Source organism: Nonomuraea sp. B5E05, from assembly GCF_039880665.1.
GTDB lineage: Bacteria > Actinomycetota > Actinomycetes > Streptosporangiales > Streptosporangiaceae > Nonomuraea.
Genome location: NZ_JBDPMJ010000010.1, coordinates 190,558 through 206,160, shown reverse-complemented (window position 1 = coordinate 206,160; position 15,603 = coordinate 190,558). Strand labels below are relative to the sequence as shown.

At 72.2% G+C, this 15,603-nt stretch carries 15 protein-coding genes; 3 read left to right on the top strand and 12 right to left on the bottom strand.

Annotated elements, in window-relative coordinates; all coding sequences use genetic code 11:
* Nucleotides 1-110: 110 nt before the first annotated feature.
* From ABGB01_RS20615 to ABGB01_RS20580, 8 genes are all read right to left on the bottom strand, one after another.
* A complete protein-coding gene (locus ABGB01_RS20615; protein ID WP_347775164.1) occupies nt 111-2,228 on the bottom strand; it encodes a DEAD/DEAH box helicase in 2,118 nt (705 codons plus the stop codon).
* A 197-nt stretch (nt 2,229-2,425) separates the two neighbouring features.
* Nucleotides 2,426-3,088, bottom strand: a complete 663-nt coding sequence (locus ABGB01_RS20610; protein WP_132599844.1) for a TrkA family potassium uptake protein — start codon at nt 3,086-3,088, stop codon at nt 2,426-2,428.
* Nucleotides 3,081-4,433: a potassium transporter TrkG gene (locus ABGB01_RS20605; protein WP_347775163.1), complete on the bottom strand. Its 1,353-nt coding sequence runs from the start codon at nt 4,431-4,433 to the stop codon at nt 3,081-3,083. The genes ABGB01_RS20610 and ABGB01_RS20605 overlap by 8 nt, the downstream gene beginning before the upstream one ends.
* 156 nt (nt 4,434-4,589) lie before the next feature.
* Nucleotides 4,590-4,919 (bottom strand): DUF3140 domain-containing protein, encoded by a 330-nt coding sequence (locus ABGB01_RS20600; protein WP_347775162.1) that lies wholly within the window; start codon nt 4,917-4,919, stop codon nt 4,590-4,592.
* A complete protein-coding gene (locus ABGB01_RS20595) occupies nt 4,916-5,137 on the bottom strand; it encodes a DUF2945 domain-containing protein (RefSeq protein WP_132599853.1) in 222 nt (73 codons plus the stop codon). The genes ABGB01_RS20600 and ABGB01_RS20595 overlap by 4 nt, the downstream gene beginning before the upstream one ends.
* 119 nt (nt 5,138-5,256) lie before the next feature.
* A complete protein-coding gene (locus ABGB01_RS20590; RefSeq protein ID WP_347775161.1) occupies nt 5,257-5,802 on the bottom strand; it encodes an RNA 2'-phosphotransferase in 546 nt (181 codons plus the stop codon).
* 55 nt (nt 5,803-5,857) lie between these two features.
* Entirely contained in the window at nt 5,858-7,984 is a 2,127-nt protein-coding gene (locus ABGB01_RS20585) for an ATP-dependent RecD-like DNA helicase (RefSeq protein ID WP_347775160.1), read from the bottom strand.
* Between the two features lie 77 nt (nt 7,985-8,061).
* Complete coding sequence (locus ABGB01_RS20580) at nt 8,062-9,195, bottom strand: acetate kinase (protein ID WP_347775159.1); 1,134 nt, start codon at nt 9,193-9,195, stop codon at nt 8,062-8,064.
* Nucleotides 9,196-9,316: 121 nt separating this feature from the next.
* Here ABGB01_RS20580 and ABGB01_RS20575 point away from each other — a divergent pair, with 121 nt between their 5' ends.
* Genes ABGB01_RS20575 through ABGB01_RS20565 form a run of 3 tightly spaced genes read left to right on the top strand, consistent with a single transcriptional unit; the run spans nt 9,317 to nt 12,800 of the window.
* On the top strand, nt 9,317-9,805 hold the full coding sequence (locus ABGB01_RS20575) for a 2Fe-2S iron-sulfur cluster-binding protein (RefSeq protein WP_347775158.1): 489 nt from the start codon (nt 9,317-9,319) through the stop codon (nt 9,803-9,805).
* On the top strand, nt 9,802-10,773 hold the full coding sequence (locus ABGB01_RS20570) for a xanthine dehydrogenase family protein subunit M (RefSeq protein WP_347775157.1): 972 nt from the start codon (nt 9,802-9,804) through the stop codon (nt 10,771-10,773). Before ABGB01_RS20575 ends, ABGB01_RS20570 begins: the two co-directional genes overlap by 4 nt.
* On the top strand, nt 10,770-12,800 hold the full coding sequence (locus tag ABGB01_RS20565; protein ID WP_347775156.1) for a xanthine dehydrogenase family protein molybdopterin-binding subunit: 2,031 nt from the start codon (nt 10,770-10,772) through the stop codon (nt 12,798-12,800). Before ABGB01_RS20570 ends, ABGB01_RS20565 begins: the two co-directional genes overlap by 4 nt.
* A 76-nt stretch (nt 12,801-12,876) precedes the next feature.
* On the opposite strand, the gene ABGB01_RS20560 is transcribed toward ABGB01_RS20565, so the two are convergent.
* Genes ABGB01_RS20560 through ABGB01_RS20545 form a run of 4 tightly spaced genes read right to left on the bottom strand, consistent with a single transcriptional unit; the run spans nt 12,877 to nt 15,567 of the window.
* Nucleotides 12,877-13,212 (bottom strand): monovalent cation/H(+) antiporter subunit G, encoded by a 336-nt coding sequence (locus ABGB01_RS20560; protein WP_347775155.1) that lies wholly within the window; start codon nt 13,210-13,212, stop codon nt 12,877-12,879.
* Nucleotides 13,209-13,469, bottom strand: a complete 261-nt coding sequence (locus ABGB01_RS20555; RefSeq protein ID WP_347775154.1) for a monovalent cation/H+ antiporter complex subunit F — start codon at nt 13,467-13,469, stop codon at nt 13,209-13,211. The genes ABGB01_RS20560 and ABGB01_RS20555 overlap by 4 nt, the downstream gene beginning before the upstream one ends.
* Nucleotides 13,466-14,005: a Na+/H+ antiporter subunit E gene (locus ABGB01_RS20550; protein ID WP_347775153.1), complete on the bottom strand. Its 540-nt coding sequence runs from the start codon at nt 14,003-14,005 to the stop codon at nt 13,466-13,468. The genes ABGB01_RS20555 and ABGB01_RS20550 overlap by 4 nt, the downstream gene beginning before the upstream one ends.
* Nucleotides 14,002-15,567 (bottom strand): Na+/H+ antiporter subunit D, encoded by a 1,566-nt coding sequence (locus ABGB01_RS20545; protein WP_347775152.1) that lies wholly within the window; start codon nt 15,565-15,567, stop codon nt 14,002-14,004. Before ABGB01_RS20545 ends, ABGB01_RS20550 begins: the two co-directional genes overlap by 4 nt.
* Between the last annotated feature and the right edge of the window lie 36 nt (nt 15,568-15,603).

The window sequence follows — 15,603 nt, the reverse complement described above, 5'->3', positions numbered from 1 at the left end:
GGCGGGCTCACGTCCAGGTCGCGAAGGCGCGGCTCGGCCGGTGGGTGGCGGGCTCACGTCCAGGTCGCGTCGATCGCCGAGGCCGGGGAGCCGTTCGTACGGGTGTGAGCTCACCCGATGCCGTCACCGTGGTCGAGCAGGCGGCGCTGCTCCTCCTCGACCACCTGCCGGGCCAGCGCCTGCTCCGAGATGTCCACCGCGTCGGCCGCCGACTCGGCCAGGTCGCTGCGCCGGGCGTAGGCGTCGAAGAGCCGCGACTTGCGGTGCAGGATGTCCAGCATGCGCTGGTCGACCGAGTCGACCGTGAGCAGCCGGTGCACCTGCACCTTGCGGACCTGCCCCATCCGGTGGGCGCGGCCGATCGCCTGGGTCTCCATGCTCGGCTTGACCTGCGGCTCGCACAGGATCACGACGGAGGCCGCCTGCAGGTTGAGCCCCACCCCGCCCGCCTGCACCTGGCTGAGCAGCACCGCGTGGCCCTTGGCCGCGGAGAACTCGTCGACCACCTGCTGCCGGCGCGCGGCGCCGACGTCGCCCGACAGCGGCCCGTGCGCGCGGCCGTTCAGCTCCGCCCGCACGCAGGCGAGCACCGCGCGGAAGTAGGAGAACACGACCACCTTGAGCCCGTTGGCCTCGGCGTCCTCGACGAGTTCGAGCAGGCGCTTCAGCTTGGCCGAGGTGGAGGGCTCGGCGTAGGCGGCGCGGCGCATGGCCATGAAGTTGCCGTCGGACACGGCCTGCCGGTAGGCCGCGAAGTCGGCGCCGCTGAACTCCACCCACTCGTCCGCCTCGACCCGGTCGGGCAGCTCGGCCAGTACGTCCTGCTGGTTGCGTCTCAGGTAGACGGGCGCGACCGCCTTCCTGAAGGCCTGCGCGCCCGCCACCATGTCGCTGTTGCGCAGGCCGGCGGCCAGCTCGGGCCGCAGGTAGGAGACCAGCACGCGGAACTCCTCCACGCGGTTCTCCATCGGCGTGCCGGTCAGGAAGAGCACCCGGTCGACGCGCCGGCACCACGAGGCGACCGTCTGGGACCGCTTGGCCTGCGGGTTCTTCACGTAGTGGGCCTCGTCCACGACGAGCAGGCCGGGCACGGCCTCCGTGCCGAGCCGGTGGAGGCTGTCGAGGGTGGTCACGGCGACGCCGCCCTGCCGCTCCCACTCCTGCCGGGCCGCGAGCCGGTCGGGCCCGTGCAGCGGGTGGGCGCGCAGGGTGCTGCGCGACTCGATCTCCCGCACCCAGTTGATCAGCACGCTCGTCGGGCACGCCACCAGGAAATGTGTCGCCCCTTTCGCCCTGAGGTGCGCCATCACGGCGATGGCCTCGATCGACTTGCCCAGGCCCATCTCGTCGCCGATGATCACGCGTTCCTGGGCGAGGGCGAAACGGGCGCCGAACGCCTGGTAACCACGGAGCGACACCCGGCGGTAGGTGTCGTCGAGCGGCTGCCCGCCGACCTTGGCCGCCAGGTCGCCGGGCAGCGAGGTCTCGCCCGTCGGCAGGGGCGCCCCGGCGAGGTCGGTCAGCAGCCCGAAGTATTCGGGGGAGCGGGACTCGAAGTCCGCCCAGGCCTCCAGCTCGGACGCGGGCGGGCGCAGCAGATCGGTGGTGACCTGGGCGAGCAGCAACGGCGTCTCCGCCGAGGCGTCGAGCAGGCCGGAGATCTCGGCCAGCGCGTCGCGCGCCCGCTGCCGCCGCTTGGGCAGCGTGAACCACATGCGCAGGCGGCTGCGCGCCGGCCTGGCCGCGGACAGCAGCGGCCCCAGCCGCCCGTCCAGGTCGCGGGCGGCCGCGACCGCCCGGGGCAGGTCGGGGCCCACCCGCACCAGGCGGTGCAGGGCGATCACGAGGTCGGTGACCGGCTGGTCGTGGTGCTCGACGTCGATGCGGACGCTCGCGGCGTCGGCCGCCGCCCGCTCGATCTGCCGGGCGGCCGCGTGGATGTGGCCCGCCGTCCGCGCGCCGATCCCCGGAAGCAGCTGCAGCTGGTACGCCGAGGCGTCCAGCACCTGCCGCACGGTGGTGTATCCGGCCTTCTCCAGGGTGGCGACGCGCAGCCGGCCGTCGGTGACGTCTTTCAGCCGGGAGATCGGGACCGACTCCAGCTGCGCCCTGGCCGCGTCGAGGCGCACCTTGCCGAGGGCGGCGGCGGCCTGCCGGTGCACGACGGCGTGCTCGCCCAGCAGCGCGCGTGCGGCGGCGAGGAGACGGTCCGCTTCACGGAGTTCCACCGAACCTAGGATGCCGTCGCCGAGGTTGCGACCGTGTAACGGCCCGCCCAGGACACCAGGAAGGCGCAGGTCACGGCTCGGGATGCCCGGAGGGCGAAGGTCACGGCACGGGGCGGGCCGCGGCGCGGGGCGCGGCCCGAATCAGGGCTTGCAGGAACGCTGAGAAACACTGATACAAGTCCAAGCAGTACCAACCCTCATGGCAGCTCCGCGAAGCGTTCGACCTGTTCGGTACGGCCGGAGACGAGGACCACGTCCCCGTAGGACAGCTCGGTCTCGGCGGTGGCGTAGGTGAACTCCTCGCCCGAGGGCTTGACGGCCACGATGGTGACCCCGTATTTGCGCCGCAGGTTGGACTGGCCGAGCGGGATGCCGACATATTCCTTGGGCGGCGTGGTCTTGGCCAGCGCGAAGTCGTCGTCCACCTGCATGTAGTCGAGCATCCGGCCGCTGACCAGGTGGGCGACCCGCTCGCCCATGTCGTGCTCGGGGAAGACGACGTGGTGGGCGCCGATGCGGCTGAGGATACGGCCGTGCTGGGTGCTGATGGCCTTGGCCCAGATGTCGTTGATCTCCAGTTCGACCAGCAGCGACGTGGTCAGGATGCTGGCCTCGATGTCGCTGCCCACGGCCACCACCGCCTGGTAGAAGTCGGACACGCCGAGCTGGCGCAGCGCTTCGATGTCGGTGGCGTCGGCGGTCGCGATCTGGGTGATCCGCCCGGCCAGGCTCTGTGTGATCTTGGGCCGGCTGTCGATGGCCAGCACCTCGGTGCCGCGCCGGGTGAGCTCCAGCGCCAGGGACGTACCGAATCGCCCCAGCCCGATGACGACGACGGGGTCGCCTTTGTACTCAGCCAACGATGACTCGCTCCTCGGGTAGCTCGTAGTGGCGGGCGCGCCTGTTGAGTGCCAGGGCGGAGCCCAGGGTGAGAGGGCCGATCCGGCCGATGAACATCAGCACCGTCAGCAGCAGGTGCCCGGCCGTGCCGACGTCCGGGGTGATGCCGGTGGACAGGCCCGCCGTGCCGAACGCCGAGATCACCTCGAACAGCACCTGGTCCAGCCGGTGGGGGGTGAGCGCGAGCAGCGCGTACGTCGACATGGTCACGAGCGCGACGCCCATCACGGTGATCGTGACCACCTGGCGCTGCGTGGTCTCGGGAAGCCGCCGGTGACCGATGTTCACCTTGTTCTCCCCGCGTAGCTCGGTCCAGACGATGAACGCGAGCATCCCGATCGTGGTCACCTTGATGCCGCCCGCGGTGCCGGCGCTGCCGCCGCCGATGAACATCAGCAGGTCGGTGGCCAGCCAGCTCGATGGGTACATCTGCCCGATGTCGACGACGTTGAACCCGGCCGAGCGCGGCATCACCGACGTGAAGAAGGCGGCCAGCAGCTTGCCGCCGTCGTCGAGCGGGCCGAACGTCCGGGGGTTGCGCCATTCGGTGGCCAGGAAGACGAGCGTGCCGAACAGCAGCAACGTCACGGTCACCGCGACGGTGATCCTGGTCAGCACCGTCCATCTGCTCGGATGCCGCCATGACCGGGCCAGCTCGAACACCACGGGGAAGCCCAGCCCGCCGACGATGGCCGCGGTCGCGATGGTCAGGCAGATCCACGGGTCGGCGACGAACCGGGTGAAGTTGTCCGGCCAGAGCACGAACCCGGAGCTGTTGAAGGCCGAGATCGCGTGGAAGGCGCCCAGGTAGGCGGCGCGGCCTAAGGACTCGCCGTAGCCGATGACGAAGCGGCCGGTGAGCAGGACGGCGGCGACGGCCTCGCAGGCCAGGCTGAAGAGGAAGATCTTGCGCACCAGCTTGCGCACGTCGCTCATGCTCAGCGTCTTGGTCTCCGTCTGGGCGGCGATCCGCGCCCGCAGCCCCAGCCGGCCCGAGAGAAGCAGGGTGAACAGGGTGGCCAGCGTCATGATCCCGAGGCCGCCCGCCTGGGACAGCCCGGCGATCAGCACTTCGCCGAACGCCGACCAGTGTGACGCGGTGTCGACGACGGCCAGCCCGGTGACGCAGACGGCCGAGGCGGCGGTGAACAGCGCGACCACGGTGTCCGTGGCCTCGCCTTCTTCGGTGGCGATCGGCAGCGAGAGCAGGGCGGCGCCGACGGTCACGGCCAGGCCGAACGCGGCGACCACGAGCTGGGCGGGATGCCGGAATCTAGCTGGAAAGGGCGGTGTCGCGCCCATCATCGATCGCCGCCCCGCATGTCACGCATCGTGCACGCCCCTAGGGAACCCTCAGCAGGCAGTCGAAGCCGAGCGACTCCCCTGCTCACAGCGCACTACGGTAACAGCCTTCCAGGGCGCCGGCGCACCAGAGTCGTCCGCCCGTGAACACGCCCCGCGTCACTTGAGTGGATCATGGCCCCAGTTCATCAGCGAGTAACGCCACCTGGACGCCGTGACGTCGCCGGAAGGACGCTGCGCGAGGTGGCGGTGGACGTAGCCGACGACCTTGTTCATGTGGTCGTAGTCGTCGTCCGTCCAGTCGCCCTTCTTCTTCCGGAGGAGGTCGACGATCTTCCTGCCGGACTGGTGGCCGACCGACTCGCCGCCGCCGTCCTTCTGCCCGACCGCCCGGGACTCGTCGGTGGCCAGCCAGCGTTCGAGCTCGCCGGCGGTCATGTTCACGGACTTGCCGAACTCGGCCGCGACCTCCTGGCGGTCCTCGCTCACGAGCCTTCCTTGCGCAGCGCCGACGGCTTGTGCACGGCCTTCTTGCCGCTCTTCTCGCTGCGCACCACGTACTGGGGCTCCTCGGGAGAGGCCGCGACCGTGCGGCCGGCCTCCTTCTGCCTCTTGGTGAGCTTCTTCTCCACCTTGCCCTTGGCGGTGGAGCCGTGGCTGCGCCAGGTGACCTCGTCACCCTCGGCCGGTTCCTTCTTCTTTCCCATGCGCTCCGGCTACCCGGCGCCCGCGCGGGTAGCCCCGGCGCACCCGTTCTTTACCCGGACGCAGGTTCGCCGCCGGGCCGCGATCACACCGTCGCGCCCTGATCATGACGCCGCGCCGATCAGCCTGAGGGGAAGCGGAGGTAGCCGGGCGGCACGTGGTCGGCCAGCCAGACCCCGTTGGCGCTGCGCAGGAACACGTGCCCGTCCCTGTGCATCGCCCCGGCCGCCACCACGAGCACCACGGGAACGCCCCTGCGGCCGCCCACCCGCGTGGCCGTCTCCCGATCGGGCGACAGGTGCACGTGGTGCCGGCTCATCGGCCGCAGCCCCTCCTCCTTGATCGCCGCCACGAACCGCCTCACGGTGCCGTGATAGAGCGTCTCGGGAGGCGCGACGGCGGGCAGATCGAGGTCGACCGGCACCGAGTGCCCCTGGTTGGCCCGGATGCGGCCGTCCGCGATCGTGTAGCGTCGCTTGTCGTTGGACGCGACGACCTGACCCAACTCCGCCTCCGTGAACGGGAACCCGTGCTCGGCGGCGGCCCGCAGCAGCCCGTCGACCGGCGTCCATCCCTGGGCGTCGAGCGTCAGCCCGATGCGCTGCGGGTCGTGCCGCAGGTGCCGGGCCAGGTATTTCGAGATCCGTGTCAGGCGACGCTCGTCCACCACACCATGGTCCCGCGCCCGTCAACCGCATGTTCCCCGGCCACGGCGGGCGACGTCAGCTCTCGAGGCTGAGGGCCAGGCGCCGGGCCAGGCCGGTGTTCCTGCGCCGGCCCACCCGGTGCACCGCCAGCTCCAGCGCCTCGCGCTGACCCACGAGCACGACCCACGCCTTGGCCCTGGTGACCAGCGTGTAGAGCAGCTTGCGCCGCAACATGACGCCTCCGGCCTCGGCCACGATCGGCGCGACCACGAACGGGTATTCGCTGCCCTGCGAGCGGTGCACGCTGATGGCGTAGGCATGGGTCAGATCGTCGAGCTCGTCGAACCCGTAGCGCACGCTCTCGCCGTCGTCGGTGCGGATCTCGATCATCCGCTCCTCCGGGATCACCGCGGTGACGGTCGCGGTCTCGCCGTTAAAGACCCCTTTGTCGTAGTTGTTGCGGATCGGCATGACTCGGTCGCCCACCCGGAACACCGTCGCCCCCGACCAGTGCTCGGCCTTGCCGTCGGCGGCGGGGTTGCGATGGTCCTGGATCAGCCGCCCGAGCGCGACGGCGCCCGTCTCGCCCCGGCGCATCGGGCACAACACCTGGACCTGGTCGGGCTCGACCTGCTGCTTGCGCGGGATCGCCACCATCGCCAGGTGGGCGACCCGCCGGGCGACCTGCTCGGGATCGTCGAGCTCCTCGAACCAGAACCCGCCCCCCACCGCAGGCGACCGGCCGGCGCGGATGCGGTGGGCGGCGTCGATGATGCCGCTGCCGCCCGCCTGCCGGAAGACGTGGGTGAGCTGGACCCGCGGGATCTCCGTGACGCGCAGCAGGTCGGCCAGCACGTCGCCGGGACCGATGCTCGGGAGCTGGTCACTGTCGCCGATCAGCAGCAGGTGGCTGCCGGACGGCACGGCCGCGGTCAGCCGGGTCGCCAGGTGCAGGTCGAGCATGGACGCCTCGTCGACCACGATGAGGTCGGCCTGGGCCGGCCGCTCGTCGAACAGCGTCTCGGGATCGGGATCGGGCTGCTGGGCCAGCATCCGGTGCACGGTCATGGCCGGCAGCCCGGTGAGCTCGGACAACCGCTTGGCCGCCTTGCCCGTGGGCGCGGTGAGCGTCACCGTGCCGCCCGCCGCCCTGACGGTGGTCGCGATGGCCTTCACCGTGTGGCTCTTGCCGCACCCCGGGCCGCCGGTGAGGAGGGAGAGCGTGCTCGTCAGCGCCATGTTGACGGCGGCGCGCTGGTCGTCGTGGAGCTCAGGGTCCTCGCGGAAGGGGCGCAGCGGCAGCGTGGAGCGGGCCCGCGCCAGCCGGGTGAGCTGCTCGGTCAGCGCCACCTCGCGGGCGTGGACGTGCTTGGCGTAGGCGACCGCCTGCCCGGGCCGGTCGGGGGCGGCCTCCACGACCAGCCGGCGCTCGCCCACGAGCGCGTCGACCATCGGCCGCGCCAGCTCCTCATCCTGCTCGATCAGCTCCGCCGTCTCTCTGACCAGGGCCGCGACGGGCACGAAACAGTGGCCGTCGCGGTTGCCCGCCGCCTCGACGCGGTCGAGCAGGGCCGCCTTGACCCGCTGCGGGCTGCGCTCGGGCACCCCCGACTGCAGAGCGATCTTGTCGGCGACGCGGAAGGCGATGCCCCTGACCCGCCCGATGAGTGCGTACGGGTCGGTGGCCAGGACCTCGTCGGCGTCGGGCCCGAACACCTGGTAGATCTTCGCGGCCAGCAGCGGGCTGACCCCCAGGCCCTGCAACGTCACCATGAGCGCGGCGATCGCCTTCTGCTCCTGCCACGCCTGGACGATCTGCCCCTGCCGCTGCGGCCCGATGTTGACCACCTCGGTGAGCCGCTCCGGCTCGGCGTCGATCACCTTGAGCGTGGCCTCGCCGAAGTGGTCGACGATCGCGTACGCCAGCCGCGGCCCGATGCCCCTGATCAGCCCTGACCCGAGGTAGATGCGGATGGCGCGGACCGACGAGGGCGTCACCCGCTCGCACGCGCTGACCGCGAACCGCCTGCCGTGGCGTGGATGCCTGCTCCAGTCGCCGAACAGCCGCAGCGTCTCGCCCGGCTGCACCCCGCCCAGCGCCCGCCCGGTGGCCACGAAGCCGGGCACGCCGTCGGCGCTCATGCGCGCCACGGTGTACGCGTCCTCGCGGACGTAGACGAGCTGCTCGACCGACGCCTCCACAGCAGGGATCCAATCACCCGCCACCGACAGTCGTCCAAACGCCGGGCGCCGCGGTCGGCGGGCCCGCCGGCGCTCCGTCAGGAATCCGTGTCCGCGAGGACGTCCAGGCACTCGCGGGCGAGCTGCAGCTCCTCGCGTGCCTGGACCACCAGGACGGGTACGGCGGCGCCGGGCGCGCTGACCGGCCCGTCGTCGTGGCGGTTGCCGCGTACGGGAGGCAGCACGCCGAGCAGGCCGAGACGGCCGCAGACGGCTTCACGCACCTCGGGCTGATCCCAGCCGATCTCCCCGGTGAGAACGAGCGCGTCGATCCGCCGGAGCGAGGTGGCCGCGGCGGCGATCTCCCTGCTCACCCGGTGGCCGAACACGCGCAGCGCCAGCGCGGCCGCGCCGTCACCGTCACGCTCGGCCTTGACCAGATCGCGCGTGTCACCGGACAGGCCGTCGGACAGGCCGAGCAGCCCCGACCGGCGTTCCAGCCCTTCTTCTAGCTCCGCCACCGACAGGTGGCCCTCCGACAGCAGCCACACCAGCATCCCCGGGTCCACGCTGCCCGAGCGCTTGCTCATGGGCAGTCCGTCGAGCGGAGTGAACCCCATCGAGGTGTCGAGGCTGCGCCCGCCCGACACCGCGCACACGGAGCAGCCGCCGCCCAGGTGCGCCAGCACCAGGTCCAGCTCCGCGAGCGGCCTGCCGAGCAGGTCGGCCACCCGGCCCGCGGCCCAGGCGTACGACAGGCCGTGGAAGCCGTACCGGCGCAGGCCGTGCCGCCTGCGCCATTCGGACGGCAGCGGATAGACCGCCGCCGCGTCCGGCAGGCCGGCGTGGAAGGCGGTGTCGGGGCAGAGCACGTGCGGCACGGAGGGCAGCTGCTCGCGGGCCGCGTCCAGCAGGGCCAGCGCGGGCGGCAGGTGCAGCGGCGCCAGGCCCATGACGCCGCGCAACGCGGCGGCCGTCTCGTCGTCGGCGACCGCCGGGGCGCGGACGACGTCGCCGCCGTGCACCAGCCGGTGCGCCACGGCCCGGATGTCGCGGTCGAAGTGGCCGCCGAGGAACGCCGACAGCTCCTCCCACGCGGTGTCCGGGTCGGCGGCACGCTCGGCGCGCGCGCTGTCGAGCACGCTGCCGCCCTGGACGAGATCGAGGCGCAGGCTCGACGAGCCGGCGTTCACGGTCAGGATCGCCGCGGAGTCCGTCGTCTGTTCGTCCATGGCCCGCCCCATGACCGCCGCGCTACCCGGCAGGGCTCCCGCAAAACTGGGCAAATCAAGGCTCCGTCTGGATTTGGCGTGCTCAGGATTGTTGCGCGAGGGCGTCGGGTAGTCGTGCGCCATGGACATCACCCTGAAGGTGAACGGCACACCGCGCGCGGCCGACGTCGACCCGCGGATGTCGCTGCTCGATCTGCTGCGCGAGAGGCTGGGGCTGATCGGCGCCAAGAAGGGCTGTGACCACGGGCAGTGCGGCGCGTGCACGGTCCTCATCGACGGGCGGCGGGCCAACGCGTGCCTCGCGCTGGCGGTCGCCGTGGACGGTTCCGAGGTCACCACCGTCGAAGGACTGGCCGAGGGGGACGACCTGCACCCGCTGCAGGCGGCCTTCATCGAACACGACGCGTTCCAGTGCGGCTACTGCACGCCGGGTCAGCTCTGCTCGGCCGTGGCCATGCTGGGCGAGCCGGGGCCGAGCGCCGTCACCGGCGATGTCGCGCTCGATCCCGAGCTGACGCCCGAGGAGATCAGGGAACGGATGAGCGGCAACCTGTGCAGGTGCGGCGCCTACGTCAACATCGTCAAGGCGATCGCCGAGGCCGCCCCGTGAAGCGCTTCGAGTACGCCCGCGCCGGCAGCCCGTCCGACGCCGTGCGCCGGTTCCGGCCCGGCACCATGTACCTGGGCGGCGGCACCAACCTGGTCGACCTCATGCGGCTCGGCGTGGCCGAGCCCGACCTGCTGGTGGACGTCAGTCGGCTGCCTCTCGACGTGATCGAGCCGGTCGGCGACCGGCTCCGCGTGGGCGCGGCCGTGCGCAACACCGATCTCGCCGCCGACCCGCTCGTGCGCACCCGCTACCCGATGCTCGCGCGGGCGGTGCTGGCCGGGGCGTCCGGGCAGGTGCGCAACATGGCGACCGTGGCCGGCAACCTGCTGCAACGCACCCGCTGCGCCTACTTCCAGGACGTGAGCAGGCCGTGCAACAAGCGCCGGCCGGGCTCCGGCTGCCCGGCCATCGAAGGCGACCACGGCAACCTGGCCGTGCTCGGCGCCTCCGGCGCGTGCGTGGCCACCCACCCGTCGGACATGGCGGTCGCGCTGGCCGCGCTGGACGCCGAGGTGCACGTCACCGGCCCGGGAGGCGACCGGATCATCCCGATGCCCGGGCTGCACCGCCTGCCGGGCGACGAGCCGGAACGTGACACGGTGCTGGAACCCGGCGACCTGATCACGGCCGTGGAGCTGCCCGCGCCGCCGCCCGGGGTCTCCGCCTACCGGAAGGTGCGCGAGCGGGCGTCGTTCGCGTTCGCGCTCGTGTCCATCGCCGCCTCGCTCGACGTCGGCTCCGACGGTGTCGTGAGCGACTGCCGCATCGCGCTCGGCAGCGTGGCCCACGTCCCGTGGCGGGCCGCGCGCGCCGAGCGGCTGCTGATCGGCGGGCCCGCCACCGGCGCGGCGTTCCTGGAGGCCGCGGAGGCCGAGCTGGAGCAGGCCCGCCCGCTGCCGCGTAACGCCTACAAGCTGCCGCTGGCCAGAAATCTGATCGTCGCGACCCTCGAGGAGCTGGCACCGTGAACCGCGTCGAGGGCCGCGTCAAGGTCACCGGGCTGGCCACGTACGCGGCCGAATACCCGGTCGAAGCCGTCGCCTACGCCTACCCCGTGCAGTCGCTGGTCGCCAAGGGCCGCATCGTCCGCGTCCACGACGCCGAGGCCCGCGAGATGCCCGGCGTGCTGGCCGTGCTGTCCTGCGAGGACCCGCCCCGGCTGGCCGAGGACGCCGAGGCCGAGCTGGCGCTCTTCCAGAGCCGCGACGTCGCCTACCGCGGCCAGATCGTCGCGGCCGTCGTCGCCGGCACCTACGAGAACGCGCGCGCCGCCGCCGCGGCCGTGCGCGTCGAGTACGACCCGGACGACCACGACGTCGCCCTGCGCACCGGCCATCCCGGCTTCTACCGGCCGGACGTCGTCAACCCCAACTACCCGTCCGACACCGTGAAAGGCGACGTCGAGGCGGGTCTCGCCGGCGCCGCCGCGAGCGTCGACGTGACGTACTCGACCCCTGTCCTGCACAACAACCCGATGGAGCCGCACGCCGCCCTGGCCGTGTGGGACCCCGAGGGCAGGCTGCTGGTCTACGACAGCACGCAGGGCGCGTCTCCCGACCGCGACACCATCGCGCAGACGTTCGGCCTGCCCGGGGAGGACGTGCGCGTGGTGTCCAGGCACGTCGGCGGCGGTTTCGGGTCGAAGGGCTCCACCAGGCCGCACGCCGTGCTCGCGGCCCTGGCGGCCAGGGCCGCGGGCCGCCCGGTCAAGATCGCGCTGACCCGGCAGCAGATGTTCGACGTCACCGGCTACCGCACGCCGACGATCCAGCGGCTGCGGCTCGGCGCGGACGCCGGCGGCCGGCTCACGGCGGTGGAACACGTGGCGTACGAGCAGAGCTCGACGTTGGTGGAGTTCGCCGAGCAGACCGCGACCCCGGCCCGCGTCATGTACGCCACGCCCGCGCTGCGCACCGCGCACCGGCTGGTCCGGCTCGACGTGGCCACCCCGTCGTGGATGCGCGCGCCGGGGGAGTGCCCCGGCATGTACGCGCTCGAGTCCGCCATGGACGAGCTCGCCTGCGCCCTCGGCATGGACCCCGTCGAGCTGCGCGTCGTCAACGACGCCGACGCCGAACCGGAGGGCGGGCTGCCGTTCAGCTCCCGCAACCTCGTCATGTGCCTGCGCGAGGGCGCCCGCCGCTTCGGCTGGCGGCACCGCGACCCGGAGCCCGGTGTCAGGCGCGAGGGGGAGTGGCTGGTCGGCACCGGCGTGGCCGCCTCCACCTATCCGTCCAGGCGCCGCCCGGCCAGCGCGTTCGTCTTCGTGCGCGACGGTGACTACGTCGTCCAGGTGGCCGCCGCCGACATCGGCACCGGCGCCCGTACCGCCTTGGCCCGGATCGCCGCGGACACGCTCGGCGTCCCACCCGATCAGGTGCACGTCGAGCTCGGCGACAGCGACCTGCCGGAGGCGCCCGTCGCCGGCGGCTCCATGGGCACGGCCTCGTGGGGGTCGGCCGTCGTACGGGCCTGCGAGGAGCTGCGGAACGGCGACGGCAAGGAGGGCCGCGCCGACACCACCGGCGAGGTCGGGAACGACGCGCAGCTGGCCAGGCACGCCTTCGGCGCGCAGTTCGCCGAGGTCCGGGTCAGCTCCGTGACCGGCGAGATCCGCGTGCCGCGCCTGCTCGGCGTCTTCGCCGCCGGGCGCATCGTGGAGCCCGAACTGGCCAGGTCGCAGTTCATCGGCGGGATGACGATGGGCCTCGGGATGGCGCTGATGGAGGAGACGCTCACGGACGAGGAGTTCGGCGGGTTCCTGCGCAGGGACCTGGCGCAGTATCACGTGCCCGCCTGCGCCGACGTGCCGGACGTCGAGGCGGTCTGGCTGGACGAGCAGGACGGCGAGCTCAACCCGATGGGCAGCAAGGGCATCGGCGAGATCGGCATCGTCGGCACGGCCGCGGCCATCGGCAACGCCGTGCACCACGCGACCGGCCATCGTGTGCGCGACCTGCCTATTACGCCGGTAAGAATCCTGTCAAGGTTTTAGCCGCCGCACCGGAGGAAGGAGAGGGGCCGCTCCAACGGCTACGGCCTGGCCGGCGCGCTCGCCCTGGCCGTGTCGATCAGTCGACGGATGAGTCGCCGGGCGGCGCCGAGCCGTCGCCGGGCGGCGCCGACGACTCCCTCGCGTAGGACGCCCTCGCCACCATGTAGGCCGCGACCGCCACCGTGATCACCTGGGAGATCCCGGCGAGGAGCAGCGGGCCGGCGGTCGCCCAGGTGGGCCGGTGCAGCCACATGGCGAGCAGCACCAGCAGCACGCCCAGCACCTGCGGTTTCGTGCCGGCGTGCATACGATCCAGCGTGGTGCGGAACCGTACGAGGCCGATGCCGGCCGCCAGCGCCAGCCCTGCCCCCAGCAGCAGGCAGGCCGCCGCCACCACGTCGAGCGCGCTCACCGCGACCTCCCCGAGTAGAAGCGGGCCAGCGACACCGAGCCGACGAACCCCAGCAGCGACAGGACCAGCAGGATCGGCAGGTCCGAGTAGTCGTCCATGACCACCGCGAACGCCCCCGCGCCGCACATCGCCATGGCCGTCAGCACGTCCAGGGCCACGGCCCGGTCGAGCATCGAGGGCCCGCGCCACAACCGGAAGAGCGTGGCGGCCGCCCCGCAGCCGAGCAGGCCGATCGCCACCATGTACACCGCCTTCACCGTAGTTCCTCCCTGTCGGCCCGGGTGCCGAAGGCCTCCACGATGCGCCTCTCCAGCGCGGTGATGTCGGCCCGCACGGCCTCGGTGACATCGCCGGGGCGCCCCAGCACGTGCACCGCCAGCTCGTGTTCCTCGGGGTAGAGCTCCGCCACCAGGCTGCCGGGCACGGCGGTGATCGCGACCATGGTCAGGACGACCATGGACTCCGACGACGTGCGCATCCGCACGCGGACGACCTGTGTCGGCGGCGGGCCCGGGTGGACCACCCAGTACACCACCCGCAGGGTCGAGACCACCCCTTCCACGGCGAACCAGAGCAGGAACCGCACCAGACCGGCCGGGTTGACCCTGATGCCGGGGTCCACGGCGGGCAGCGGCAGCAGCCAGGTCACCACGACTCCGGCGGCCAGCCCGCCCAGCAGGTTGCCGGCGCTGACGTCCCCCCACAACGCCGTCCACACCAGCGTCAGCCAGGCGACCAGCGGCAGCGGCACCCGCCTGCCGAACACCCGCGGCGCCAGCACGTTGAGGTTCACCGTTCCCTCCCCAGGACCGCCGTGATGTACGGCTCGCGCGCCATCAGCTCGCTCGCCGCCCGCTCGGCCAGCGCCGACAGCGGCCCGGCGAACACCGTGAACGACAGGCCGAGCGCCACCAGTGCCGTCACCGACACGGTCAGTGCCGTCGGCAGCGACGTCGTGGTCACCGTCGGGTCCTCGCCGGTGTCCTCCTCGCTCTCCACCACCGTGCCCACCCGGTCGGCGCGCGAAGCGCTCCAGAACGCCCTGTTCCAGGCCTTGGCGAGGGCGTACAGCGTGAGCAGGCTCGTGACGAGGCTCGCCGCCACCAGCGTGCCCGCCTGCCAGCCGCCGGCCGCCAGCCCGGCCTGCACCAGCAGCAGCTTGCCCAGGAAACCCGACATGGGCGGGATGCCCGACAGGTTCATGGCCGGCACGAAGAACAACACCGCGATCAGCGGCGTGGCCTTCATCAGGCCGCCGAGCCTGATCACCGACGTCGTGCCGAAGCGCCGCTCGATCATCCCCGTCACCAGGAACAGGCTGGTCTGCACGGTGATGTGGTGCACCACGTAGAAGATCGCGCCGGTGAGCCCGGCATGCGTGGACAACGCCACCCCGAACACCATGTAGCCGATGTGGCTGACCAGCGTGAACGAGAGCATGCGCTTGAGGTCGGTCTGCGCGACCGCGCCCAGCACGCCCACCAGCATGGTGGCCAGCGCCAGCCACATCAGCAGCGTCGACACCGGGCCGCCGGGGAACAGCAGCGCCTCCAGCCTGATGATCGAGTAGACGCCGACCTTGGTGAGCAGACCGGCGAACACGGCCGTGGCGGGAGTCGGCGCGGTCGGGTAGGAGTCGGGCAGCCACGCCGACATGGGGAAGATCGCCGCCTTGATCGCGAACGCCAGCAGCAGCGTCAGCTCCAGCAGCAGCTTCACCTGCTCGGGCAGCGACGGGAACCGCTCGGCGAGCTGCGCCAGCGCCAGCGTCCCGGTCGCCCCGTAGGTGACGGCCAGCGCCACCAGGAACAACATGGACGAGGCCAGCGCCATCAGCGTGTACGTCGCGCCGGCCCGGATCCTGGCCTCGGTGCCGCCGAACGTGAGCAGCACGTACGAACCACTCAGCAGCAGCTCGAACGCCACGAACAGGTTGAACAGGTCGCCGGACAGGAACGCGTCCGCCACCCCGGCCACCATCACGAGGAAGGCCGGATGGAAGATCGCCATGGGAGCGTCGTGCTCCTGCTCGTCGTAGGCGTTGGCGACCGAATACGCCATCACGCAGAACGTCACCGCCGACGAGATCACCAGCACCAGGGTCGAGAGGCGGTCGGCGACCAGGCAGATGCCGATCGGCGACGGCCACCCGCCCAGGTCGGTGACCAGCGGGCCGCGCGACTCGGCCGCCACCAGCAGCACCACGGACACGGCGAGCGACAGGCCGAGGGTGACGAGGCTGATGAGCGACTGCAGCCGTCGCAGCCGGCCGCCGATGGCCAGCTTCACCCCGGCGGCCAGCAGCGGCAGCAGCACCGGCACGCAGATGAGGCTCTCCACGGGCAGGGACGGCACCGCGCTCAGCCCCTTTCCGCGCCGGAGTGGCGGTCC

Bases quoted from the DNA above. Each gene is read 5' to 3' on its own strand.
- ABGB01_RS20605 (WP_347775163.1), bottom strand. From the start codon at position 4,433: ATGATGGGCGCGACACCGCCCTTTCCAGCTAGATTCCGGCATCCCGCC.
- ABGB01_RS20595 (WP_132599853.1), bottom strand. From the start codon at position 5,137: ATGGGAAAGAAGAAGGAACCGGCCGAGGGTGACGAGGTCACCTGGCGC.
- ABGB01_RS20580 (WP_347775159.1), bottom strand. From the start codon at position 9,195: ATGGACGAACAGACGACGGACTCCGCGGCGATCCTGACCGTGAACGCC.
- ABGB01_RS20575 (WP_347775158.1), top strand. From the start codon at position 9,317: ATGGACATCACCCTGAAGGTGAACGGCACACCGCGCGCGGCCGACGTC.